The 22,868-nt window shown below is 69.0% G+C and carries 19 protein-coding genes; 14 read left to right on the plus strand and 5 right to left on the minus strand.

The genetic code is table 11. The features are described from left to right. Window positions 1-13 precede the first annotated feature (13 nt). The 8 genes from ASF44_RS09640 (at window position 14) to ASF44_RS09675 (ending at window position 6,974) form a co-directional block, all read left to right on the plus strand. A complete protein-coding gene (locus ASF44_RS09640; protein ID WP_056899002.1) occupies window positions 14-1,549 on the plus strand; it encodes a SpoVR family protein in 1,536 nt (511 codons plus the stop codon). 93 nt (window positions 1,550-1,642) lie between these two features. After that, window positions 1,643-2,143 carry a (2Fe-2S)-binding protein gene (locus tag ASF44_RS09645; RefSeq protein ID WP_056899003.1) on the plus strand — a complete coding sequence of 167 codons (501 nt, stop codon included), beginning with the start codon at window positions 1,643-1,645 and terminating at the stop codon, window positions 2,141-2,143. Next, a complete protein-coding gene (locus tag ASF44_RS09650; protein ID WP_056899004.1) occupies window positions 2,140-4,314 on the plus strand; it encodes a xanthine dehydrogenase family protein molybdopterin-binding subunit in 2,175 nt (724 codons plus the stop codon). The genes ASF44_RS09645 and ASF44_RS09650 overlap by 4 nt, the downstream gene beginning before the upstream one ends. After that, the gene (gene soxX / locus ASF44_RS09655) at window positions 4,314-4,766 is read left to right on the plus strand and encodes a sulfur oxidation c-type cytochrome SoxX (RefSeq protein WP_156374435.1); all 453 of its coding nucleotides are present in this window, start codon (window positions 4,314-4,316) and stop codon (window positions 4,764-4,766) included. The genes ASF44_RS09650 and soxX overlap by 1 nt, the downstream gene beginning before the upstream one ends. Beyond that, window positions 4,763-5,212, plus strand: coding sequence for a thiosulfate oxidation carrier protein SoxY (locus ASF44_RS09660; RefSeq protein ID WP_056899005.1), 450 nt, complete (start codon window positions 4,763-4,765; stop codon window positions 5,210-5,212). Before soxX ends, ASF44_RS09660 begins: the two co-directional genes overlap by 4 nt. 21 nt (window positions 5,213-5,233) lie before the next feature. Continuing rightward, window positions 5,234-5,554, plus strand: a complete 321-nt coding sequence (locus ASF44_RS09665; protein ID WP_056899006.1) for a thiosulfate oxidation carrier complex protein SoxZ — start codon at window positions 5,234-5,236, stop codon at window positions 5,552-5,554. Then, the gene (soxA, locus tag ASF44_RS09670) at window positions 5,551-6,300 is read left to right on the plus strand and encodes a sulfur oxidation c-type cytochrome SoxA (protein ID WP_056899007.1); all 750 of its coding nucleotides are present in this window, start codon (window positions 5,551-5,553) and stop codon (window positions 6,298-6,300) included. The genes ASF44_RS09665 and soxA overlap by 4 nt, the downstream gene beginning before the upstream one ends. A gap of 125 nt (window positions 6,301-6,425) precedes the next feature. After that, window positions 6,426-6,974 carry a hypothetical protein gene (locus tag ASF44_RS09675; RefSeq protein ID WP_056899008.1) on the plus strand — a complete coding sequence of 183 codons (549 nt, stop codon included), beginning with the start codon at window positions 6,426-6,428 and terminating at the stop codon, window positions 6,972-6,974. Between the two features lie 54 nt (window positions 6,975-7,028). Here ASF44_RS09675 and lpdA read toward each other — a convergent pair whose 3' ends face one another. From lpdA to aceE, 4 genes are read right to left on the minus strand one after another with little or no spacing between them, the layout of a single operon-like run. Beyond that, window positions 7,029-8,864 carry a dihydrolipoyl dehydrogenase gene (lpdA, locus tag ASF44_RS09680; protein ID WP_056899009.1) on the minus strand — a complete coding sequence of 612 codons (1,836 nt, stop codon included), beginning with the start codon at window positions 8,862-8,864 and terminating at the stop codon, window positions 7,029-7,031. Between the two features lie 36 nt (window positions 8,865-8,900). Next, on the minus strand, window positions 8,901-9,485 hold the full coding sequence (locus ASF44_RS09685; protein WP_056899010.1) for a hypothetical protein: 585 nt from the start codon (window positions 9,483-9,485) through the stop codon (window positions 8,901-8,903). Window positions 9,486-9,489: 4 nt separating this feature from the next. Continuing rightward, a complete protein-coding gene (aceF, locus tag ASF44_RS09690; RefSeq protein ID WP_056899011.1) occupies window positions 9,490-11,172 on the minus strand; it encodes a dihydrolipoyllysine-residue acetyltransferase in 1,683 nt (560 codons plus the stop codon). 30 nt (window positions 11,173-11,202) lie between these two features. Continuing rightward, window positions 11,203-13,923, minus strand: coding sequence for a pyruvate dehydrogenase (acetyl-transferring), homodimeric type (gene aceE, locus ASF44_RS09695; protein ID WP_056899012.1), 2,721 nt, complete (start codon window positions 13,921-13,923; stop codon window positions 11,203-11,205). 200 nt (window positions 13,924-14,123) lie between these two features. Between aceE and ASF44_RS09700 the strand changes: the two genes are divergently transcribed. From ASF44_RS09700 to ASF44_RS09720, 5 genes are all read left to right on the plus strand, one after another. After that, on the plus strand, window positions 14,124-16,688 hold the full coding sequence (locus tag ASF44_RS09700; protein ID WP_056899013.1) for a PAS domain S-box protein: 2,565 nt from the start codon (window positions 14,124-14,126) through the stop codon (window positions 16,686-16,688). Beyond that, window positions 16,685-17,308: a response regulator transcription factor gene (locus tag ASF44_RS09705; RefSeq protein ID WP_056899014.1), complete on the plus strand. Its 624-nt coding sequence runs from the start codon at window positions 16,685-16,687 to the stop codon at window positions 17,306-17,308. Before ASF44_RS09700 ends, ASF44_RS09705 begins: the two co-directional genes overlap by 4 nt. Window positions 17,309-17,372: 64 nt before the next feature. Then, window positions 17,373-18,224 (plus strand): bifunctional methylenetetrahydrofolate dehydrogenase/methenyltetrahydrofolate cyclohydrolase FolD, encoded by an 852-nt coding sequence (folD, locus tag ASF44_RS09710; protein ID WP_056899015.1) that lies wholly within the window; start codon window positions 17,373-17,375, stop codon window positions 18,222-18,224. Between the two features lie 81 nt (window positions 18,225-18,305). Next, complete coding sequence (locus ASF44_RS09715) at window positions 18,306-20,360, plus strand: M3 family metallopeptidase (protein ID WP_056899119.1); 2,055 nt, start codon at window positions 18,306-18,308, stop codon at window positions 20,358-20,360. An 8-nt stretch (window positions 20,361-20,368) separates the two neighbouring features. Beyond that, window positions 20,369-21,007 (plus strand): glutaredoxin family protein, encoded by a 639-nt coding sequence (locus ASF44_RS09720; RefSeq protein WP_056899016.1) that lies wholly within the window; start codon window positions 20,369-20,371, stop codon window positions 21,005-21,007. On the opposite strand, the gene rpiA is transcribed toward ASF44_RS09720, so the two are convergent. Continuing rightward, the gene (gene rpiA, locus ASF44_RS09725) at window positions 21,004-21,699 is read right to left on the minus strand and encodes a ribose-5-phosphate isomerase RpiA (RefSeq protein ID WP_056899017.1); all 696 of its coding nucleotides are present in this window, start codon (window positions 21,697-21,699) and stop codon (window positions 21,004-21,006) included. The genes ASF44_RS09720 and rpiA overlap by 4 nt on opposite strands. Window positions 21,700-21,744: 45 nt before the next feature. Between rpiA and ASF44_RS09730 the strand changes: the two genes are divergently transcribed. Continuing rightward, the gene (locus ASF44_RS09730) at window positions 21,745-22,866 is read left to right on the plus strand and encodes a quinone-dependent dihydroorotate dehydrogenase (RefSeq protein ID WP_056899018.1); all 1,122 of its coding nucleotides are present in this window, start codon (window positions 21,745-21,747) and stop codon (window positions 22,864-22,866) included. Window positions 22,867-22,868 lie beyond the last annotated feature (2 nt).

The following is a 22,868-nucleotide window of genomic DNA, read 5'->3' on the forward strand; positions in this document are numbered from 1 at the left end:
CCAAGGGAGACCCATGCTGACCAAGGCCCAGTTCAAACCCCTTCCCGCCGGCTCGGAATGGACCTTCGAGGCGATCGAGGAATACGACGAAGCCATCGCACGCGTGGCACGCGACTACGGCCTGGACTGCTACCCGCACCAGATCGAGGTGATCAGCGCCGAGCAGATGATGGACGCCTACGCCTCCATCGGCATGCCGGTCTACTACCACCACTGGTCGTTCGGCAAGCACTTCCTCGCCACGGAAAACCGCTACAAGCGCGGGCAGATGGGCCTGGCGTACGAGATCGTCATCAACTCGAACCCGTGCATCGCCTACCTGATGGACGAGAACACGCTGCCGATGCAGGCCCTCGTGATCGCCCACGCGGCCTACGGGCACAACTCGTTCTTCAAGGGCAACCATCTCTTTCGGCAATGGACCAGCGCCGACGCCATCGTCGACTACCTCGTGTTCGCCAAGAACTACATCGCGCAGTGCGAGGAACGCCATGGCGTGGAGGCCGTGGAGCGGCTGGTCGATGCCTGCCACGCGCTGACCAACGTGGGCGTGGACCGCTACAAGCGCTCGCCGCGCCTGTCGCTGGAGAAGGAAACTCTGCGCCAGAAAGAGCGCGAGGAATACCTGCAGGCCCAGGTCAACGACCTGTGGCGCACGCTGCCGCCGCGCCATGAGGCCGAGCAGCAGGCCAAGGAGGAACGCTTCCCGAAGGAGCCGGAAGAAAACCTGCTGTACTTCATCGAGAAGCACGCCCCGCTGCTCGAGCCCTGGCAGCGCGAAGTGGTGCGCATCGTGCGCAAGATCGGCCAGTACTTCTACCCGCAGCGCCAGACCCAGGTCATGAACGAGGGCTGGGCCACCTACTGGCACTACACCATCCTGAACACGCTGTACGACCAAGGCCAGCTGTCGGACGGCTTCATGATGGAGTTCCTGCAGTCCCACACCAACGTGGTCTACCAGCCGCCCTACAACAGCCAGCATTTCTCGGGCATCAACGTGTACGCGCTGGGCTTTGCGATGTGGCGCGACATCCGCCGCATCTGCGAGGAGCCGACCGACGAGGACCGCGCCTGGTTCCCCGATTTCGCGGGCTCGGACTGGCGCAAGACCTTCGACTTCGCGATGCAGAACTTCAAGGACGAGAGCTTCGTCGCGCAGTTCCTGTCGCCCAAGGTGATGCGCGACTTCCGGCTGTTCTCGGTGCTGGACGACGACAGCCGCAGCAAGCTGGAGATCCAGGCCATCCACGACGAGACGGGCTACCGTGCGCTGCGCCGCCAGCTGGCCGAGCAGTACGACCTGGGCAGCCGCGAACCCAACATCCAGGTCTGGAACGTGGACCTGCGTGGCGACCGTTCGCTCACGCTGCGCCATTTCGCGCACCAGCGCCGGCCGCTGGGCGATTCGGCCGGCACCATGCTCTCGCATCTCGGCACGCTGTGGGGGTTCAACGTGCGGCTCGAACGCCAGAACGCCGATGGCTCGGTGGAGCTGGTGGCCGAGCACCGGCAGGACAGGCGCCGGCGCGCCGGCGACCCGGCCTGAAGTCCACAGCCCCTGCCCGGCCGGTTCCGCGGAACTCCGGCCGGTTTGCCTCGTCTATCCGCAGTTCTCAGCCAACAGCCAGGAGCCCCCCCGATGCGACGATTGAACGTGAACGGTGTGCAACGCGAGGTCGATGTCGAGGACGACACGCCTCTCCTGTGGGTGCTGCGCGAGCAGCTCGGCCTGACCGGCACCAAGTACGGCTGCGGCATCGCGGCCTGCGGCGCGTGCACCGTGCACCTGGACGGCGTGCCCACGCGCAGCTGCGTGCGGCCCGTCTCCACGGTCGAGCCGACCGAGAAGATCGTCACCATCGAAGGGCTGTCGCCCGATGGTTCGCACCCGGTGCAAAAGGCCTGGGTGGCGCTGGATGTGCCGCAGTGCGGCTTCTGCCAGTGCGGCATGGTCATGGCCGCCAGCGCGCTGCTCAAGACCAAGCCCAATCCCAGCGACCAGGACATCGACGAGGCCATCACCAACATCTGCCGCTGCGGCACCTACAACCGGGTGCGCGCCGCGATCAAGGCCGTTGCCCAGGGCAGCACCAAGTCCGCCGGGCTGTCGATCCGCCATGTGGACGGGAGCGTGACATGAGCGCCGCCCTCGCGCCCACCCGCCGCCGCTTCATCGGCGGCACCGCAGCCACGGCCGGCGCGCTGGTCGTCGGCTTCCACATACCCCGCAAGAGCCTGGCGCAGACGCCGCTGCCCGACGAGGTCAACGCCTGGGTGGTCGTCAAACCCGACGACACGGTGGTCGTGCGCATCGCGCGCTCCGAGATGGGCCAGGGCACGCTGACCGGCCTGGCGCAGCTGGTCGCCGACGAGCTCGATTGCGACTGGGCCAAGGTCACGACCGAGTACCCCACGCCCGGCCAGAACCTGGCGCGCCAGCGTGCCTGGGGCAACTTCTCCACCGGCGGCAGCCGCGGCATCCGCGAATCGCACGACTACGTGCGCAAGGGCGGCGCCACGGCGCGCGTGATGCTGGTGCAGGCCGCGGCCGACGGCTGGAAGGTGCCGGTGGCCGAATGCCGCGCGGCCAAGAGCGTCATCACGCACCAGCCGTCGGGCCGCAGCACCACCTACGGCAAGGTGGCCGCAGCCGCCGGCAAGCTCAAGCCGCCGGCGGACGTGCCGCTCAAGGACCCCAAGGACTGGCAGCTCATCGGCAAGCGCCTGGCGCGGCTGGACACGGTCGAGAAGGTCACGGGCAAGCAGGTCTACGGCATGGACTTGCAGATGCCCGGCATGCTGAACGCCGCCATCAAGGCCTGCCCGGTGTTCGGCGGCACGCTCAAGTCCTTCGACGCGGCAGCGGTGGACAAGCGGCGCGGTGTGCTGAAGGTGCTGCGTGTGGGCGACAACGCCGTCGCCGTCGTGGCCGACACCTGGTGGCGCGCCAAGACCGCGCTGGACGCCCTGCCCGTCGAGTGGGACTTCGGCCAGCATGCCCAGGCCTCCAGCGCCGGCTTCGCCGAGGTGCTGAAGGCCGGCCTCACGGCGGAGCAGGCCGTGGTGGGCAACAGCAATGGCGACGCCAAGGCCGCGCTGGCGGGTGCTGCGCGGCGCATCGAGGCCGTCTACAGCTACCCGCACCAGAACCACGCGACCATGGAGACCATGAACGCGACGGCGCGCTGGACGCCCGAGCGCTGCGAGGTCTGGACGCCCACGCAGAACGGCGAGGCCGCGCTGGCCGCCGCGGCAGAGGCCGCCGGCCTGCCGCCGGCGCAGTGCGAGGTCTACAAGATCCACCTGGGCGGGGGATTCGGCCGCCGCGGCGCGGTGCACGACTGGGTGCGCCAGGCGGTCGCGATCGCCAGGCAGATGCCGGGCGTGCCCGTCAAGATGGTCTGGTCGCGCGAAGAGGACATGCAGCACGGCCTGTACCACCCCATCACGCAGTGCCGCCTGGTGGCCGGGCTGGACGCCCAGGGAGAGCTGCAGGCGCTGCACATGCGCATCTCGGGCCAGTCCATCGTGGCCGGCATCTTTCCGCAGAACATCAAGGACGGCCGCGACCCCGTGGTGTTCCAGGGCCTCAACGCGCCGGGGCCGGAGGCCTCCATCGGCTACAGCGTGCCGCACCTGCTGGTCGACCACGCCATGCGCAACCCGCATGTGCCGCCCGGCTTCTGGCGCGGGGTGAACCTGAACCAGAACGCGATCTACCTGGAGTCCTTCATCGACGAGATCGCGCACGCCACCAAGCAGGACCCGCTGGCCCTGCGCCGCAAGCTCATGGCGCAGCACCCCAAGCACCTGGCCGTGCTCAACGCCGTGGCCGAGCGCGTGGGTTGGGACAAGCCGGCACCGGCCGGCCGCTTTCGCGGCCTGGCGCAGACCATGGGTTTCGGCAGCTACGTGGCGGCCTGCGCCGAGGTGTCGGTCAACAACGACGGCCAGCTCAAGGTGCACCGCATCGTGGCCGCCACCGACCCGGGCTACGCCGTCAACCCGCAGCAGATCGAGGCCCAGGTCGAGGGCTCGTTCGCCTATGGCCTGTCGGCCGCGCTGTATGGCGAATGCACGGTGAAGGACGGGCGCATCGAGCAGGACAACTTCGCCACCTACCCGGTGCTGAAGATGGACGAGATGCCGGCGGTGGAGACCGTGATCGTGCCCTCGGGCGGCTTCTGGGGCGGTGTGGGCGAGCCGACCATCGCCGTGGCGGCGCCGGCCGTGCTCAACGCCATCTTCGCGGCCACGGGCAAGCGCATCCGCACGCTGCCGCTCAAGAACCACGACCTCAAGAAGGCCTGATGCGCGGTCCGGCGTGCGCCCTGCTGTGGCTGCTGCTGCAGGCCGGCCCCGCGGCCGCGCAGCCGCTGGCGCCCTACCAGGTGCAGGGCGACGCCATCGCGGCGCCGCTGGCGGGCCTGGCGGGCGATGCCGCGCGAGGCCGCGCCATCGTCGCCAGCCGGCAGCAGGGGCTGTGCCTGCTGTGCCATGGCGCGCCCATCCCCGAAGAGCGCTTCCAGGGCGACCTGGCGCCCCACCTGGCCGGCGCCGGCGCACGCTTCAGCACCGGCCAGCTGCGGCTGCGGCTGGTGGAGCCGCAGCGGCTGGCGCCCGGCACCCTGATGCCGGCCTACTACCGCACCGAAGGCCTGCAGCAGGTGGGCGCCGCATGGCGCGGCAAGCCGCTGCTGGACGCGCAGCAGATCGAGGATGTGGTGGCCTACCTCTCCGGCCTCAAGGAGCCTGCCCCGTGAACGCTTTCGACCCGCAACGCCGCCATGCCCTCGTGCTGGGCACGGGCCTGGCCGCCAGCCTGGTGGTGCGCCAGGGCAGCGCCGCCACCGGCGACCTGGCGGCCGCCATCGCTGCCTTCACGGGGGGCCGCACGCCGCAGCCCGGCCGTGTGCGGCTGGACATCTCCACGCTGGTGGAAAACGGCAACGCGGTGCCGGTCACGCTGTCGGTGGACGACGGCCTGCCACTGCCGCAGCTGCGCAGCCTGGCCCTGTTCAACGAACGCAACCCGCAGCGCGACGTGGCGCGCTTTCGCTTCGGCCCTGCGGCCGGCCGGGCCTGGGCCGCCACGCGCATCCGGCTGGCCACTTCGCAGAAGCTCGTGGCGGTGGCGCTGCTGGAGGATGGTTCGGCCTTCTCGCACACCGTGGACGTGGTGGTCACGCTGGCCGCCTGCATCGAATAGGTGCCGCAAACAGGAGCCCGCATGGCACGTACCCTGATCCACCTGCCGCCCACCGTGCGCCGCGGCGAGCCCTTCGAGGTGCGCACCACCATCGCCCATCCGATGGAAACCGGCTACCGGCCCGACGAGAACGGCCGCGTGCTGCCGCGCGACATCGTCACGCGCCTGCAGTGCACGCTGGACGGGGCGCTGGTGTTCGGCGCCGACCTGTTCCCCGCCATCGCCGCCAACCCCTATGTGGCCTTCCTGGTGCGCGCCGAGCGCAGCGGCGAGCTGCGCATCACCTGGGAAGGCGACAACGGCTTCGCGCAGGCCGAGACGGTCGCCGTGCGCGTCGAATGAAGGCACTGGCCGCGCTGCTGCTGGTGTGGGCGCCAGTGGGCGCGCAGACAGCGCGTTCGGGCCTGGACTTCATGGGCCCGGCCACCCAGGCCATGCAACGCGACGACAGCCAGAACCCGGCCATGCTGTGGCTGCACGAAGGCCAGGCGCTGTGGCAGCGGCCCGAGGGCCGTGCGCAGCAGTCGTGCCAGTCCTGCCATGGCGATGCCGCCCAGGCGATGCGCGGCGTGGCCACGCGCTATCCGGCCTTCGACACCGCCAGCCAGGGGCCGCTCAACCTGTCGCAGCGCATCCTGCAATGCCGCGTGCAGCACCAGCAGGCTGCGCCCTGGGCGCCAGAGAGCGCGCCCTTGCTGAGCCTGGAGACCTATGTCGCCCAGCAGTCGCGCGGCTTGCCCATCGCGCCGCCCGACGATGCGCGGCTGGCGCCCTTCACGGCGCGCGGCCAGGCGGCCTATGCACGCCGCATCGGCCAGATCGACATGTCCTGCGCCCAATGCCACGACCAGGCCTGGGACCGCAAGCTGGCGGGCAACCCCATCACGCAGGGCCAGGCCACCGGCTATCCGATCTACCGGCTGGAATGGCAGGGCATGGGCTCGCTGCAACGCCGGCTGCGCAACTGCATGACCGGGGTGCGCGCGCAGGCCCCGCCGTTCGGCGCCGCCGAACTCGTGGAACTGGAGCTCTACCTGGCCCAGCGCGCGCGTGGCCTGCCGCTGGAGACACCGGCCGTGCGGCCCTGAGCCGCGCGGCCAAGCCCGCAGCGCGGTGCTGCCTTTGCAGGCGCACGCCGGATGGGCCGACCACAATAGCCGTCCACCCTTCCACGTACCCGCCCGTTCCGCGCTGTTCCGCCCGCCCGACCGCCATGCTCCTGTCCCGCCGCCACTGCCTGCTTGCCATCGCCGCACTGCCCGCCATCGGCCATGCAGGCTTCAACTTCTTCACGGGCGAGTACACCGCCAGCCATGCCGAGCTGCAGGCGCTGGTGGAGCGGCAATTTCCGCTGGAACAGCGCTATGCCGAGATCTTCCGCGTGCGCCTGCAGGAACCGCGGCTGGGCCTGAACGCGAGCACCCAGCGCACGGGCCTCACGGCGGCGCTGTCGATCGCCAGCCCCTGGCTGCGCGGCGGCAAGGTGGACGGCACCGTGGCCATGAGCAGCGCGTTGCGCTGGGACGCGGCCGCCCGCGCGCTGCGGCTGGACCGGCCGAACGTCGAAAGCCTGGAGCTGCAAGGCCTCCATGGCGGCGATGCCGACCGGCTGCGCCGGATCGCCACCGTGGTCGCGCAGGAGCTGCTGCACGACCATGTGCTGCGCAGCTTCACCAAGGAGGAGATGACGGTGGGCCTGAAGACCTACGAGGTCAGCGCGATCACCGTGCTGGACCAGGGCATCAAGATCCAGCTGGAATGAGGCCATGAAGAAGGGCCGCACGCGGCGGCCCTTGCAGGTGCGGCCTGGACGGCCTTACTTCCTCGCGGGCGGCAGGTCCGTGCAGGTACCGTGCGCCACCTCTGCCGCCATGCCGATGCTCTCGCCCAGCGTGGGGTGCGGGTGGATGGTCTTGCCGATGTCGATCTCGTCGGCGCCCATCTCGATGGCCAGCGCGATCTCGCCGACCATGTCGCCGGCATGCGTGCCGACGATGCCGCCGCCCAGGATGCGGTGCGTCTCGGCGTCGAACAGCAGCTTGGTGAAGCCCTCGTCGCGCGTGTTCGCGATCGCCCGGCCCGAAGCCGTCCACGGGAAGTGGCCCTTCTTGACCTTGATGCCCTCGGCCTTGGCCTGGTCCTCGGTCAGGCCGACCCAGGCGACCTCGGGATCGGTGTAGGCCACGCTGGGGATCACGCGGGCGTTGAAGGCCGCGCTTGCCAGTTCCTTGTCGCCCTTCTGCTCGCCGGCGATCACCTCGGCCGCCACATGCGCCTCGTGCACCGCCTTGTGCGCCAGCATGGGCTGGCCCACGATGTCGCCGATGGCGAAGATGTGCGGCACGTTGGTGCGCATCTGGATGTCCACCGGCACGAAGCCGCGGTCGGTCACCGCCACGCCGGCCTTCTCGGCGCCGATCCTCTTGCCGTTGGGCGTGCGGCCCACGGCCTGCAGCACGAGGTCGTAGACCTGCGGCTCCTTGGGGGCGTTGGCGCCTTCGAACATCACCTTGATGCCATCCTTGGTCGCCTCGGCGCCCACGGTCTTGGTGCTGGTCATGATGTTGTCGAAGCGCGGCGCGTTCATCTTCTGCCAGACCTTGACGAGGTCGCGGTCGGCGCCCTGCATCAGGCCGTCCAGCATCTCCACCACGTCCAGGCGCGCGCCCAGCGTGGAGTAGACCGTGCCCATCTCCAGGCCGATGATGCCGCCGCCCAGGATCAGCATGCGCTTGGGGTCGGTCGCCAGGTCCAGCGCACCCGTGGAGTCGACCACGCGCGGATCGCCCTTGGGCATGAACGGCAGGTGCACGGCCTGCGAACCGGCCGCGATGATGCAGTGGCGGAACTTGATGACCTGCTTCTTGCCGCTGAGCTCCTGGCCGTCGCCGGACGTCTCCTGCACCTCCAGGTGGTGCGGATCGATGAAGCTGCCGACGCCGCGCACGGTGGTCACCTTGCGCATCTTGGCCATGGCCGTGAGGCCGCCGGTGAGTTTGCCGACCACCTTGTTCTTGTGCGCGAGCAGCTTGGCACGGTCGATCTTGGGCGCGCCATAGTCGATGCCCAGGTCGGCGAAGTGCTTGACCTCGTCCATCACGGCGGCCACGTGCAGCAGCGCCTTGGACGGGATGCAGCCCACGTTCAGGCAGACGCCACCCAGCGTGGCGTAGCGCTCGACCAGCACGGTCTTCATGCCGAGGTCGGCGCTGCGGAACGCAGCCGAGTAGCCGCCGGGACCGGCGCCCAGCACCAGCGTGTCGCACTCCAGGTCGACGCCGCCGCCGTAGCTGCCGGCGGGTGCCGGTGCGGGTGCGGGCGCGGGTGCGGGCGCCGATGCAGCGGCCGGTGCAGGCGCTGCAGCGGTCGGCGCGGGAGCCGGGGCGGGAGCGGACGCGGGCGCAGCGGCCTCGCCTTCGGCTTCCAGCGTCAGCACGACCGAGCCTTCCGCGACCTTGTCGCCCACGGCGACCTTGAGCGCGGTGACCTTGCCACCGTGGCTGGACGGAATCTCCATCGAAGCCTTGTCGCTCTCCACCGTGATCAGCGACTGCTCGGGCTTGATGGTGTCGCCCACCTTGACCAGCAGCTCGATGACGGAGACCTCGCTGAAGTCGCCGATGTCAGGAACCTTGATGTCGATGCTTGCCATGAATCTCTCTCCAATGCCGTGCGTTCGCGCCGCGGCTTATTTCTTCATCTTGACCGTGAAGACCTCGACCGGGCCGGCCGAGTTCTTGTCGAATTCGCAGCCGGTCTGCACGCCGATCAGCGCGAGCTCGCGCGCCGTCTTGGCATGGCTGGACGCCGCATGCATGGCCCCGAGCGCAAAGCTGCGCCCCGAACCGATGCCCCAGAACTCCTTGAACTCGAACACCTCGCGGTAGCTGTACAGCCCGTAGATGCCGCTGGCGTTGGCCAGCAGCACGCTGAACTGGCTGGACTCGTAGGGGTCGCCGTCGTCTTCCTTGGTCTGCAGGAAGAACTTCTCCTTGAGCACCGGGTGCAGCCGCGTGAAGGTCTCGAACACCTCGTCCTTGCTCGACAGGCGCAGCTCCTCGCGCGGCAGGCCCGCCAGGGCCTTGCGCAGCACGGGAAAGTGCGCCACGGTGCCGGCCATGCCCACGTAGGTGGGGCCGTCCGGCGTGTCGAGCGGGAAGATCTTGCTGTTGGCCTCGAAGCGGTGCGTGAGCCGCGTGTCGCCGAAAGTGACCAACGTGTCGGCCGCGATCGCGACCTGCCCGCCCTTCTTGACGACGACGACCGTTGTCATCCGCTCAGAGCATGACGCGGCGGAAATCCGCCAACACCTGGCCCACGTAGGCGTTGAAGCGCGCGGCGGCCGCGCCGTCGATGACGCGGTGGTCCCACGACAACGACAGCGGCAGCATCAGGCGCGGCTGGAAGGCCTTGCCGTCCCACTTGGGCTCGATGGCGCTCTTGCACACGCCCATGATGGCCACTTCGGGTGCATTGATGATGGGCGTGAAGTAACGCCCACCAATGCCGCCCAGCGAACTGATCGTGAAGCAGGCGCCGCTCATGTCGGCCGGGCCCAGCTTGCCGTCGCGCGCCTTCTTGGCCAGCTCGCCCATCTCCGTGCTGATCTGCAGCACGCCCTTCTTGTCGGCGTCCTTGATCACGGGCACGACCAGGCCGTTCGGCGTATCGGCCGCGAAGCCGATGTGGAAGTACTTCTTGAACACCAGTTCGTCGCCGTCGAGTGAGGCGTTGAACTCGGGGAACTTCTTGAGTGCCGCCACCGAAGCCTTGATCAGGAAGGCCAGCATGGTCACCTTGACGCCGGACTTCTCGTTCTCCTTGTTGGTGGAGACACGGAAGGCCTCCAGGTCGGTGATGTCCGCGTCGTCGTGGTTGGTGACGTGCGGGATCATGACCCAGTTGCGGTGCAGGTTGGCGCCCGAGATCTTCTTGATCCGGCCCATGGGCTTGCGCTCGATCTCGCCGAACTTGGTGAAATCGACCTTGGGCCAGGGGATCAGGCCCAGCGCAGCACCGTCGCCACCGCCACCGCCACCGCCGGCCGGGGCCTTGGCGGCCTGGGCCTTGGTCTGCACGGCGCCACTCATCACCGACTTGGTGAAGCCCTGCACGTCGTCCTGCGTGATGCGGCCCTTGGGGCCGGAGCCCTTGACCTCGGCCAGCGGCACGCCCAGCTCGCGCGCGAACTTGCGCACCGAGGGCGAGGCATGCGGCAACGCGCCGGTGGGCGCGACCGTGGGGTTGTGTGCGGCGGCGGGTGCCGATGCGGGCGCGGGGGCCGCGGCGGGCGCGGGCGCCGGCGCGGCCGTTTCGCTCTTGGCCGCGGCAGGCGCTGCGGCCGCCGGTGCGGGGCTGGCAGCGGCCGGAGCACCAGAGGCTTCCACCGTGCCCAGCAGATCGCCGATGTTCACGGTATCGCCGACCTTGACCTTGAGTTCCTTGAGCACGCCAGCGGCGGACGACGGGATCTCCATCGAGGCCTTGTCGCTCTCCACCGTGATCAGCGACTGCTCCAGCTTGATGCTGTCGCCGGGCTTGACCATGATCTCGATGACGGCCACGTCCTTGAAGTCGCCGATGTCGGGCACGCGGATCTCGACCGTGCCGCCACCCTGGGCAGGCGCCTGCGGTGCGGGCGCCGGTGCAGCGGCCGCGGGGGCCGGCGCCGGTGCGGCGGCAGCGGCCGGGGCTGGCGCCGGGGCGGGAGCGGCCGCCTCGCCGGCGCCTTCGAGCACCAGCACCAGCGAGCCCTGCTTGACCTTGTCGCCGACCGCGACCTTGATCTCCTTGACCACGCCGGCAGCGCTGGACGGGATCTCCATCGAGGCCTTGTCCGATTCGACCGTGATCAGCGACTGCTCGGCCTTGACCGTATCGCCCGGCTTGACCATGACCTCGATCACGCTCACTTCATCGAAATCCCCGATGTCGGGGACTTGCACTTCCACCAATGCCATGTTGTTCGTCTCGCTCGTTGTGGGTGGGTATCAGGCGTACAGGGGGTTGACCTTGTCGGTCTTGATGCCGTACTTGGCGATCGCCTCGGCGACCTTCGCGACCGGCACGGTGCCATCTTCGCTCAGCGCCTTCAGCGCAGCCACGACGATGTAGTGGCGATTGATCTCGAAGTGCTCGCGCAGCTTGCTGCGGAAGTCGCTGCGGCCGAAGCCGTCGGTGCCCAGCACTTTGTAGTTGCGGCCGGCCGGCACGTACGGGCGGATCTGCTCGGCATACGACTTCATGTAGTCGGTGGAGGCAACCACGGGGCCGGTCGAGCCCGACAGCTGCTGCGCCACGAAGCTCTGGCGCGGCGTGTCGGTCGGGTGCAGCAGGTTCCAGCGCTCGGCGTCCTGGCCGTCGCGGCCCAGCTCGTTGAAGCTCGGGCAGCTCCAGACGCCGGCCGCGACGCCCCAGTCCTTCTCCAGCAGTTCCTGGGCGAAGAACGATTCACGCAGGATGGTGCCGCTGCCGAGCAGCTGCACCGTGGGCGCGCCGGTGGCCAGCGCGGGCGCCTGCTTGGCCAGGTACATGCCCTTGATGATCTGCTCCTCGGTGCCGGGCTGCAGGCCGGGCATCGGGTAGTTCTCGTTGAGCAGCGTGATGTAGTAGTAGACGTTGTCCTGGCGCTCGACCATGCGCTTCAAGCCATGGTGCAGGATCACGCCGACCTCGTGCGCGAAGGTCGGGTCGTAGCTCACGCAGTTCGGGATCGTGCCGGCCAGGATGTGGCTGTGGCCGTCTTCGTGCTGCAGGCCTTCGCCGTTCAGCGTGGTGCGGCCCGAGGTGCCGCCCAACAGGAAGCCGCGCGCCTGCATGTCGCCGGCCGCCCAGGCCAGGTCGCCGATGCGCTGGAAGCCGAACATGGAGTAGTACACGTAGAACGGCACCATGATGCGGTTGCTGGTGCTGTAGCTCGTGGCCGCGGCGATCCAGCTGGCCATGCCGCCGGCTTCGTTGATGCCTTCCTGCAGGATCTGGCCGGCCTTGTCTTCCTTGTAGTACATGACCTGGTCCTTGTCGACCGGGGTGTACTGCTGGCCATGCGGGTTGTAGATGCCGACCTGGCGGAACAGGCCTTCCATGCCGAAGGTGCGGGCCTCGTCCACCAGGATGGGCACCACGCGCGGGCCCAGGGCCTGGTCGCGCAGCAGCTGCGTGAGGAAGCGCACGTAGGCCTGGGTGGTGCTGATCTCGCGGCCTTCGGCGGTCGGCTCGATGACCGACTTGAAGGTCTCCAGCGCGGGCACGGTGAAGCTCTCGTCTGCCTTGGTGCGGCGGTGCGGCAGGTAGCCGCCCAGGGCCTTGCGGCGCTCGTGCAGGTACTTCATCTCCGGCGTGTCGTCGGCCGGCTTGTAGAACGGCAGCTCGGCGATCTGGCTGTCGGGGATCGGGATGTTGAAGCGGTCGCGGAAGGACTTGATGTCCTCGTCGCTGAGCTTCTTGGTCTGGTGGACGGTGTTCTTGCCTTCGCCGATCTTGCCCATGCCGAAGCCCTTGACGGTCTTCACGAGCAGCACGGTGGGCTGGCCGCTGTGGTTCTGCGCGGCGTGGAAGGCGGCGTAGACCTTCTGCGAGTCGTGGCCACCGCGCTGCAGGTTCCAGATCTCGTCGTCCGTCATGTTCTCGACCATCTTGGCCGTGCGCGGGTCGCGGCCGAAGAAGTGCTTGCGCACGTAGGCACCGTCGTTGGCCTTCATGGCCTGGTAGTCGCCGTCGTTGGTCTTCATCATGAGGTCGCGCAGCGCGCCGTCATGGTCCTTGGCCAGCAGCGCGTCCCAGCCCTTGCCCCAGATCAGCTTGACGACGTTCCAGCCCGAGCCGCGGAACTCGCCTTCCAGCTCCTGGATGATCTTGCCGTTGCCGCGCACAGGACCGTCCAGGCGCTGCAGGTTGCAGTTGATGACGAAGATCAGGTTGTCCAGGTTCTCGCGTGCGGCCAGGCCGATCGCGCCCAGCGACTCGACCTCGTCCATCTCGCCGTCGCCGCAGAACACCCAGACCTTGCGGTTGGCGGTGTCGGCGATGCCACGCGCGTGCAGGTACTTGAGAAAGCGCGCCTGGTAGATCGCCATCAGCGGGCCCAGGCCCATGGAGACGGTCGGGAACTGCCAGAACTCGGGCATGAGCTTGGGGTGCGGGTAGCTCGACAGGCCCTTGCCGTCCACTTCCTGGCGGAAGTTGAGCAGCTGGTCTTCGGTCAGCCGGCCTTCCAGGTAGGCGCGCGCGTAGACGCCGGGCGAGACGTGGCCCTGGATGTAGATGCAGTCGCCGCCGTGCTTTTCGCTCTCGGCCTGCCAGAAGTGGTTGAAGCCGGCACCGAACATGCTGGCCAGCGAGGCGAAGGAACCGATGTGGCCGCCCAGGTCGCCGCCTTCGGGCGGGTGGTGGCGGTTGGCCTTGACCACCATGGCCATGGCGTTCCAGCGCATGTAGGCGCGCAGGCGCTGCTCGATCTCCAGGTTGCCGGGGCTGCGGGCTTCCTCACTGGGCTCGATGGTGTTCACGTAGCCGGTGTTGGCCGAGAACGGCATGTCCACCGTGTTCTGGCGCGCGTGTTCCAGCAGTTGCTCGAGCAGGTAATGGGCGCGTCCGGGACCGTCGCTGGCGATGACGGCGGACAGCGCGTCCATCCACTCACGGGTCTCCTGGTTGTCGGTGTCCTTGGGGTCGTTGGCGGCGCCAGAGAGGTTCTGGGGTTGGGCTGACATGCGGTCTCCTCGAAATAGATGGGCGGTATTTGGGGGCCGACTCTCGGCCGCGCGGCGAGTGTCGCACACGCACTTTAATTTTCAAATAGCAATTTACAATTTTGTATTATGAAAAGTCGAAGCCTTTAGAGGCCCGGCCATTCGACACACCAAGCCCGTCCCTGGGCAACTGCTGCAAACCCTCACATACACTGCCGCCCATGCGCGTTCCACCCCCTGACCAGCGGCCGCAAACGAGGCCTGCCGCAGCACCGCTGCGCGAGCCTTGGCGCGCCTGGTGGGGACGGCAGGCACCCCACCGGCAGGACCGTTTCGCGGCGCTTGCGCCGCTGGTCGCGGTGGTGCTGTTCCTCGCGGCCATCGCCTCGTCCTTTCTCTACCTGCGGCTGGAGGAGATCGACCGCGAGCAGGAGGCCGTCAAGCGCGATGTCGAATATGCGCAGCAACAGATCCGCCTGCGCCTGCTGGAGCGGCAGGAGCAGCTCATGCGCGTGGCACGCGACGTGGCCAACGAAGAGATCGACGTCGAGGAGTTCGTCAGCCGCGCACAGTCGCTGATCTCGCAATACCCCGAACTGCAGGCCGTCAGCTGGATCGACGAGCGGCGCCGCATCAAGACCAGCTATTCCGCGCCCAGCCTGCACACGCCGCTGATGCGCATGGTGGACGACGTGCTGCGCCCGGGCGAGACCGAGACCAACTTCAGCCTGGCGCGCGACCTGCACCAACCGGTCTACGGCCAGCCGCTGGGCACGGCCGGCGATCCGACCCCGCTGCTGCAACTGCACATCCCGCTGACCGACCGCGGCCGCTTCGCCGGCGTGGTGCTGGCCGAGTACGGCACCGACGCGCTGCTACGCCACGGCGTACCGGCCGAGGTGCTCAACAAGTACGCCGTGGCCCTGGTGGCCAGCGACGGGCGCATGCTGGCCGGCACGGTCATGCCGCAGCCCACCTCGGGCTCGCGCCTGCTGCCTTGGTCGAGCCAGGCCGAGCCCTACGAGATCCCGGTTTCGCCGGTCGGCAACGGCTTGGTGCTGCGCGCGCAGGCCTACCGCACCTCGCAGGGCGTGGTCGGCAGCGGACTGTTCTGGCTGGTCGGTGCCCTGTCGGTGCTGACCGCCTGGATGCTGATCGGCAGCTGGAGCCACACGCGCAGGCGCCAGCAGGCCCAGCAGGCGCTGATGGCCGAGACCAACTTCCGCCGCGCCATGGAGAACTCCATGCTGACCGGCATGCGGGCCATGGACCTGCAGGGCCGCATCACCTACGTCAACGCGGCCTTCTGCCAGATGACGGGCTGGAGCGAGGGCGAACTGGTCGGCCGCACCGCGCCCTTCCCCTACTGGCCCGAGGAAGACCTGGAATACCTGATCGCCCGGCTGGAGGACGAGCTGAACGGCCGCAGCACGCCCTCGGGCTTCCAGCTGCGCATCAAGCGGCGCGACGGCTCCATCTTCGATGCACGGCTGTACATCTCGCCGCTGATCGACGCGGTGGGCAAGCAGACCGGCTGGATGGCCTCGATCACCGACATCACCGAGCCCAACCGCATCCGCGAGCAGCTCTCGGCCTCGTACGAGCGCTTCACGACGGTGCTGGAAGCGCTCGATGCCGCCGTGTCCGTGGCGCCGCTGGGCAGCCCCGAACTGCTGTTCGCCAACAAGCTGTACCGCCAGTGGTTCGGCTCGCAGACGCACGGCCACGAAACCATGGTGGCACTGGCCGGCATGCCCACCACGCCGCCCAACGACGAGCATCTCGACGATGTCGACGCCTTCGCCGGGTTGCCCACCGATTCGCTGATCGACAGCAACGAGACCGAGGCCGCCGAGATCCACGTGCCCGACATGGGCAAGTGGCTGGAGGTGCGGGCGCGTTACCTGAGCTGGGTCGACGGCCGCCTCGTGCAGATGGTGATCGCCACCGACATCACCCAGCGCCGCCAGGCCGAGGAACAGGCGGCGCACCACGCCGAGCGCGCCCAGACCTCCAGCCGGCTCATCACCATGGGCGAGATGGCGTCCAGCGTCGCCCACGAACTGAACCAGCCGCTGGCGGCCATCACCAACTACTGCAACGGCATGGTGTCGCGCCTCAAGGGCAACGGCATCGCGCACGAGGACCTGCTGGCCGCGCTGGAGAAGACCTCGCGCCAGGCCCAGCGCGCGGGCCAGATCATCCACCGCATCCAATCCTTCGTGAAGCGCAGCGAGCCCCAGCGCAGCCTGACCAACGTGCAGGACATCGTGCAGGAGTCCGTCGAGCTGGCGGGAATCGAACTGCGCCGGCGCAACGTGCGCCTGAGCCACTACGTCGCGGCACGCCTGCCGCCGCTGATGGTCGATCCCATCCTGATCGAGCAGGTGCTCGTCAACCTGCTGCGCAATGCCGCCGAGGCCATCGACTCGGCCCAGCGCGCGCCGCAACGCCGCAACATCGAGCTGCGCGTGCTTCCGCGCCTGGAGGCCGACGTGCCCGGCATCGAGTTCGCGGTCACCGACACCGGCACGGGCCTGGCGCCCGAGGTCATGGAGCACCTGTTCGAGGCCTTCTTCTCGACCAAGGCACACGGCATGGGCATCGGCCTCAATTTGTGCCGTTCCATCGTCGAGTCGCACCTGGGCAGGATGCAGGCCGAGAATATCTACAATGGCGCCGAGTGCATGGGGTGCCGGTTTTCCTTCTGGATCCCGTTGGCAAAAGCCGCCAACGCCCTGCCAAATCCAGCCAACGCAGCCAAGAACCCCGGAGTACCCGCATGAGCCTGATTCCCAAGAAAGGCACGGTCTATGTTGTCGACGACGACGAAGCCGTGCGCGATTCGCTCCAGTGGCTGCTGGAGGGCAAGGACTACCGCGTCCGCTGCTTCGAATCCGCCGAGGCCTTCCTCTCGCGCTACGACGCGCGCGAAGTCGCCTGCCTGTTGGTCGACATCCGCATGGGCGGCATGACCGGCCTGGAACTGCAGGACAAGCTGCTCGAACGCAAGTCGCCCCTGCCCATCGTCTTCATCACCGGCCACGGCGACGTGCCCATGGCGGTGGACACCATGAAGAAGGGCGCCATGGACTTCATCCAGAAGCCGTTCAAGGAAGAGGAACTGGTGGCCCTGGTCGAGCGCATGCTGGACCATGCCAAGGACGCCTTCACCGACCACCAGCAGGCCGCCAGCCGTGGGGCGCTGCTGTCCAAGCTGACCTCGCGCGAATCGCAGGTGCTCGAACGCATCGTCGCCGGCCGGCTCAACAAGCAGATCGCCGACGACCTGGGCATCAGCATCAAGACGGTGGAGGCGCACCGCGCCAACATCATGGAAAAGCTGAACGCCAACACCGTGGCCGACCTGCTCAAGATCGCCCTGGGCCAGACCGCCAAAGCCTGACCACCCTACCCCGCCACGCCCGTCCAACCTCGCGGTTGGCGGGCGTTGTTCTTGGAGAATCCCCATGACTGCTCAACTGATCGACGGCAATGCCCTCGCCCGCCAGATCCGCGCCGACGTGGCCGGCCGCACGGCGGCGCTGAAGGCCCGCGGCGTCCAGCCCCACCTGGCCATCGTGCTGGTCGGCGACGACCCGGCCAGCCAGGTCTACGTCAAGCACAAGGTCAACGACAGCAGCGAGACCGGCCTGCAGGCCACGCTCGAACGCCACCCCGCGGACATGGCCGAGGCCGACCTGCTGGCACGCATCCACGCGCTCAACGCCGACGCTTCGGTGCACGGCATCCTGGTGCAGCTGCCGCTGCCCAGGCACATGGACGCCCACAAGGTCATCGAGGCGATCTCGCCGGCCAAGGACGTCGACGGCTTCCACGTGGCCAGCGCCGGCGCGCTCATGGTCGGCCAGCCGGGCTTTTGGCCCTGCACGCCGCACGGCTGCCTGCGGATGCTGGAATCCATCGGCTACGCGCTGCGCGGCAAGCATGCGGTGGTGATCGGCCGCAGCAACATCGTCGGCAAGCCCATGGCCATGATGCTGCTGGCACAGAGCGCCACGGTCACGGTCTGCCACAGCGCCACGCCGGATCTTGCCGCCTTCACGCGCCAGGCCGATGTGATCGTCGCCGCGGTCGGCAAGCAGAACCTGGTCACGGCCGACATGGTCAAGGCCGGTGCCGTGGTCATCGATGTCGGCATGAACCGCAATGCCGAGGGCAAGCTCTGCGGCGACGTGGACTTCGACGGCGTGAAGGAGGTGGCCGGCTGGATCACCCCCGTGCCGGGTGGCGTCGGCCCGATGACCCGCGCCATGCTGCTGGTCAACACGCTGCAGGCGGCCGAGCGCGCCGCCGCCTGAGCCGGCGCCGGGGACGGCACCAAGACGGCGATAGCCGCAACCGGGGCTTGTGATTGCCGGGGCTGGCGCAAAATGCCCTTCATGCAGTCCAACCCCCTTCTTTCGTTCTCCGACCTCCCGCTGTTCGACCAGATCCGGCCCGAGCACGTGGCGCCCGCCATCGACCAGTTGCTGGCGGACGCCAGCACCGCACTGGAGCAGGCCACGGCGCCGGATTTCCCGGCCGACTGGCGTGCCATCTCGCGCGTGCTGGACACGGCCACCGAACGGCTGAGCCGGGCCTGGGGCGCCGTGAGCCACCTGAACGCCGTGGCCGACACGCCCGAACTGCGCGCCGCCTACAACGAGGCGCTGCCACGTGTGACCGAGTTCTGGACGCGCCTGGGCGCCGACGAACGCCTGTACGCCAAGTACAAGGCCATCGACGCCAAGACGCTGGCACCGGCCCAGCAGCAAGCGCTGCGCAATGCCGTGCGCAACTTCGTGCTGAGCGGCGCCGAGCTGACGGGCGCGGCCAAGGAGCGCTTCGCCGCGATCCAGGAACGCCAGGCCGAGCTGTCGCAGAAGTTCAGCGAGAACGCGCTGGACGCCACCGACGCCTATGCCTACTACGCCACCGCAGAAGAGCTGGACGGCGTGCCCGAGGACGTGCGCCAGGCCGCGCGCGCCGCCGCCCAGGCCGATGACCGGGCCGGCTTCAAGCTCACGCTCAAGCTGCCCTGCTACCTGCCCGTGATGCAGTTCGCCAGGAGCAGCGCGCTGCGCGAGCGCCTGTACCGTGCCTATGCCACGCGCGCTTCCGACCAGGCAGAGGGCGACGCCACGCGCTTCGACAACACCGCGCTGATCCGCGAGATCCTGGCCCTGCGCAAGGAGGAGGCCCAGCTGCTGGGCTACGCCAACTTCGGCGAGGTCTCGGTCGTGGCCAAGATGGCCGACTCGCCGGCCCAGGTGGTCGGCTTCCTGCGCGACCTGGCCCAGCGGGCCCGCCCCTACGCCGAGAAGGACGTGGCCGACCTGCGCGCCTTCGCGGCCGAGAAGCTCGGCCTGGCCGACCCGCAGCCCTGGGACTGGAGCTACGTCGGCGAGCAGCTCAAGGAAGCCCGCTACGCCTTCAGCGAGCAGGAGGTCAAGGAGTACTTCACCGCGCCCAAGGTGCTGGCCGGCCTGTTCAAGATCATCGAGACGCTGTTCGAGGTCAGCATCCGGCGCGACGCCGCGCCCGTGTGGCATCCCACGGTGGAGTTCTACCGCATCGAGCGTGCGGCGGCGCAGGCTGGCGGCGCGCCGCAGCTGGTCGGCCAGTTCTACCTCGACCCCTCGGCCCGCAACGGCAAGCGCGGCGGTGCCTGGATGGACGACGTGCGCGCACGCTGGCTGCGCCCGGACGACGGCCGGCTGCAGACCCCGGTGGCGCAGCTGGTCTGCAACTTCGCGGCCGGCGTGGACGGCAATCCGCCGCTGCTCACCCACGACGACGTGACCACGCTGTTCCACGAGTTCGGCCACGGCCTGCACCACATGCTGACCCAGGTGGACGAGCGCGACGTGTCCGGCATCAGTGGCGTGGAATGGGACGCCGTGGAACTGCCCAGCCAGTTCATGGAGAACTTCTGCTGGGAGTGGGACGTGCTGCGCCACATGACGTCCCATGTGGAAACCGGCGCGCCGCTGCCGCGTGCGCTGTACGACAAGATGCTGGCCGCCAAGAACTACCAGAGCGGCATGCAGACGCTGCGCCAGATCGAGTTCTCGCTGTTCGACATGCTGCTGCACACCGAGCATGCGCCCGACGCCGATTTCATGGCGCTGCTGGCCAGCGTGCGCGCCGAGGTGGCCGTGCTGCCATCGCCGAAGTTCAGCCGCACGCCCAACACCTTCAGCCACATCTTCGCGGGTGGCTATGCGGCCGGCTATTACAGCTACAAGTGGGCCGAGGTGCTGAGCGCCGACGCCTACGCTGCCTTCGAGGAAACCGCCGGGCCGGACGGCCTGCCCAGCATCGAGACCGGCCGCCGCTACCGCGAGGCAATCCTGGAAGCTGGCGGCAGCCGGCCGGCGATGGAGTCGTTCAAGGCGTTCCGTGGGCGTGAACCGACGCTGGACGCCCTGCTGCGCCACCAGGGCATGGCCTGATGGGGGGGATGGCTTCCGGCAGCAAGCATGCCCTGGCCGTTTCGCTGCTTCTGGGGGCCGGGCTGTGCGCGGCGCAGGCGGTGTACCGCAGCGTGGGGCCGGACGGCCGTGTCACGTTCTCCGACCGGCCGGTGAACACGGGGCCCAACACCGCGACCACGGCCAGCCGCAGCGGCATTCCGCCGGCCGTGCCCGCGTTGCCGTACGAGCTGCGGCAGGTCGCGGGCCGCTTTCCGGTCACGCTGTACACCGGTGGCGACTGCGCGCCGTGCGACAGCGCACGCCAGTTGCTGGCGGCACGGGGCGTGCCCTTCAGCGAACGCACGGTGCAAAGCAACGAGGACATCGAGGCCCTGCGCCGCCTGGCCGGCGACAACAGCCTGCCGGTGGTCACCATCGGCGGCCAGCGCCTGAAGGGCTTCGCGCCCGGCGAATGGACGCAGTACCTGGACAGCGCGGGCTACCCGCGCACGTCGCAGCTGCCGCCCGGCTACCGCGCGCCGCCGGCGCAGCCGCTGGTGGCCGTGCGCAGTGCCGAGCCGGTGGACCCGCCCGCGCCTCGCAGCAACGCATCGCCCGCTGCGGCACCCGCCCCTGCACCCACTTCCACGCCGGCCCCGTCCAACCCGGCCGGCATCGTGTTCTAGAACGTCAGCGTCTGCACGCCTTCGGGCGTGCCGAGCAGGCAGACCTGGGCACGCTGGTGCGCGAACACGCCCACCGTGACCACGCCCGGCCACTGGCTGACCTGGGTCTCGAAGCCCAGCGGATCGGCGATGGCCAGCCCGGCCACGTCCAGGATGTGCTGGCCGTTGTCGGTCACGAGCGGGCCGCTGCCGTCCTTGGCCTGGCGCAGAGTGGCCTGGCCGCCCATGGCCGCGAAACGGCGCACGAGTTGCTGCGCCGACATCGGCACCACCTCCACCGGGATCGGGAAGCGGCCCAGCACCGGCACCTTCTTGGACGCATCGGCGATGCAGACGAAGCGGCGCGACTGGGCCGCGACGATCTTCTCGCGCGTCAGCGCCGCGCCGCCGCCCTTGACCATGTGGCCCTGGCCATCGATCTCGTCGGCGCCGTCCACATACACCGCCAGCTCGCCGACGGCATTGGCATCGAACACGGGGATGCCGAGCGCCTTGAGCCGGGCCGTGCTGGCCTCCGAGCTCGAGACCGCGCCCGGGATGCTGTCCTTGAGCCCGGCCAGCGCATCGATGAAGCAGTTGACGGTGGAGCCCGTGCCCACGCCCAGGATCTCGCCCGGCACCACATAGGCGAGGGCGGCGCGGCCCACCAGGGCCTTGAGTTGGTCTTGCGTCAGCGGAGCGTTGGAAGTCATCTGGGAGAATCCGGCGTTTGTTGAGAACTGGCCGAGAATTATCCGATGCCCTTGCTGCCGACCCGGCTCTCCTACGCCCTGGCCCGGCCCCTGCTCTTCGGCCTGGACGCCGAGACCGCCCATGACGCCACCATGTCCGCCCTGGCCCGCAGCCACGGCACGCCACTGTCGTGGGCCTGGTGCGACCGCCGCGTCGACGACCCCGTCACCGTCGCCGGCCTGCACTTTCCCAACCGCGTCGGCCTGGCCGCCGGCCTGGACAAGAACGCGCGCTGCATCGATGCGCTGGGCGCGCTGGGCTTCGGCTTCGTCGAGGTCGGCACCGTCACGCCGCTGGGGCAGCCCGGCAACCCCAAGCCGCGCATGTTCCGGCTGCCGCGCGCGCAGGCGCTGATCAACCGGCTGGGCTTCAACAACGACGGGCTCGATGCGTTCATCGCCAACGTGCAGCGCGCCAGGTTCCGCCAGCAACCCGGCCAGCCCATGCTGCTGGGCCTGAACATCGGCAAGAACGCCGCCACGCCGACCGAGCGTGCCACCGACGATTACCTGGCCGGCCTGGCCGGCGTGTACCCGCACGCCGACTACGTCACCATCAACATCTCCAGCCCGAACACGCAGAACCTGCGCACGCTGCAGGCCGACGCGGCGCTGGACGCACTGCTGGGCGCCTTGGCGGAACGCCGTGCCCTGCTCGCGCGCGAGCACGCGACCACCAGTGCCGATGGCCGCACGCTGCTGCGCCGCGTGCCGCTGTTCGTGAAGATCGCACCCGACCTGGACGAAGCCCAGGTCGCCGTGATCGCCGCCACGCTCCGGCGCTATGCGGATGCCGACAACGCGGCCGACCAGCTCGGCTGGGGCCTGATCGCCACCAACACCACGCTGGCGCGCGACAGCGTGCAGGGCCTGCCGCATGCCGAGGAGACCGGCGGCCTGTCCGGCGCGCCGCTGCTGGCCGCCAGCAACCGCGTGATCGCCCAGCTGCGCCAGGCGCTGGGCCCGGCCTTCCCCATCATCGGCGTGGGCGGCGTACTGTCGGCGCGCGATGCGCTGACCAAGATCGAGGCCGGCGCCGACCTGGTGCAGATCTACACCGGCCTCATCTACCAGGGCCCGGCGCTGGTGCGCGAGGCCGCGCAGGCGATCCGCGACCGCAAGGCCTGATG

It is taken from the genome of Pseudorhodoferax sp. Leaf274 (assembly GCF_001422445.1).
Lineage (GTDB): Bacteria > Pseudomonadota > Gammaproteobacteria > Burkholderiales > Burkholderiaceae_C > Pseudorhodoferax.

Coding starts and splice junctions, on each gene's coding strand:
- aceE (WP_056899012.1), bottom strand. CDS start 13,923: ATGTCAGCCCAACCCCAGAACCTCTCTGGCGCCGCCAACGACCCCAAG.
- ASF44_RS09645 (WP_056899003.1), top strand. CDS start 1,643: ATGCGACGATTGAACGTGAACGGTGTGCAACGCGAGGTCGATGTCGAG.
- ASF44_RS09720 (WP_056899016.1), top strand. CDS start 20,369: ATGGCTTCCGGCAGCAAGCATGCCCTGGCCGTTTCGCTGCTTCTGGGG.
- ASF44_RS09640 (WP_056899002.1), top strand. CDS start 14: ATGCTGACCAAGGCCCAGTTCAAACCCCTTCCCGCCGGCTCGGAATGG.
- aceF (WP_056899011.1), bottom strand. CDS start 11,172: ATGGCATTGGTGGAAGTGCAAGTCCCCGACATCGGGGATTTCGATGAA.
- ASF44_RS09730 (WP_056899018.1), top strand. CDS start 21,745: ATGCCCTTGCTGCCGACCCGGCTCTCCTACGCCCTGGCCCGGCCCCTG.
- soxX (WP_156374435.1), top strand. CDS start 4,314: ATGCGCGGTCCGGCGTGCGCCCTGCTGTGGCTGCTGCTGCAGGCCGGC.
- ASF44_RS09675 (WP_056899008.1), top strand. CDS start 6,426: ATGCTCCTGTCCCGCCGCCACTGCCTGCTTGCCATCGCCGCACTGCCC.
- soxA (WP_056899007.1), top strand. CDS start 5,551: ATGAAGGCACTGGCCGCGCTGCTGCTGGTGTGGGCGCCAGTGGGCGCG.
- ASF44_RS09715 (WP_056899119.1), top strand. CDS start 18,306: ATGCAGTCCAACCCCCTTCTTTCGTTCTCCGACCTCCCGCTGTTCGAC.
- ASF44_RS09700 (WP_056899013.1), top strand. CDS start 14,124: ATGCGCGTTCCACCCCCTGACCAGCGGCCGCAAACGAGGCCTGCCGCA.
- rpiA (WP_056899017.1), bottom strand. CDS start 21,699: ATGACTTCCAACGCTCCGCTGACGCAAGACCAACTCAAGGCCCTGGTG.
- ASF44_RS09665 (WP_056899006.1), top strand. CDS start 5,234: ATGGCACGTACCCTGATCCACCTGCCGCCCACCGTGCGCCGCGGCGAG.
- ASF44_RS09650 (WP_056899004.1), top strand. CDS start 2,140: ATGAGCGCCGCCCTCGCGCCCACCCGCCGCCGCTTCATCGGCGGCACC.
- ASF44_RS09705 (WP_056899014.1), top strand. CDS start 16,685: ATGAGCCTGATTCCCAAGAAAGGCACGGTCTATGTTGTCGACGACGAC.
- lpdA (WP_056899009.1), bottom strand. CDS start 8,864: ATGGCAAGCATCGACATCAAGGTTCCTGACATCGGCGACTTCAGCGAG.
- folD (WP_056899015.1), top strand. CDS start 17,373: ATGACTGCTCAACTGATCGACGGCAATGCCCTCGCCCGCCAGATCCGC.
- ASF44_RS09685 (WP_056899010.1), bottom strand. CDS start 9,485: ATGACAACGGTCGTCGTCGTCAAGAAGGGCGGGCAGGTCGCGATCGCG.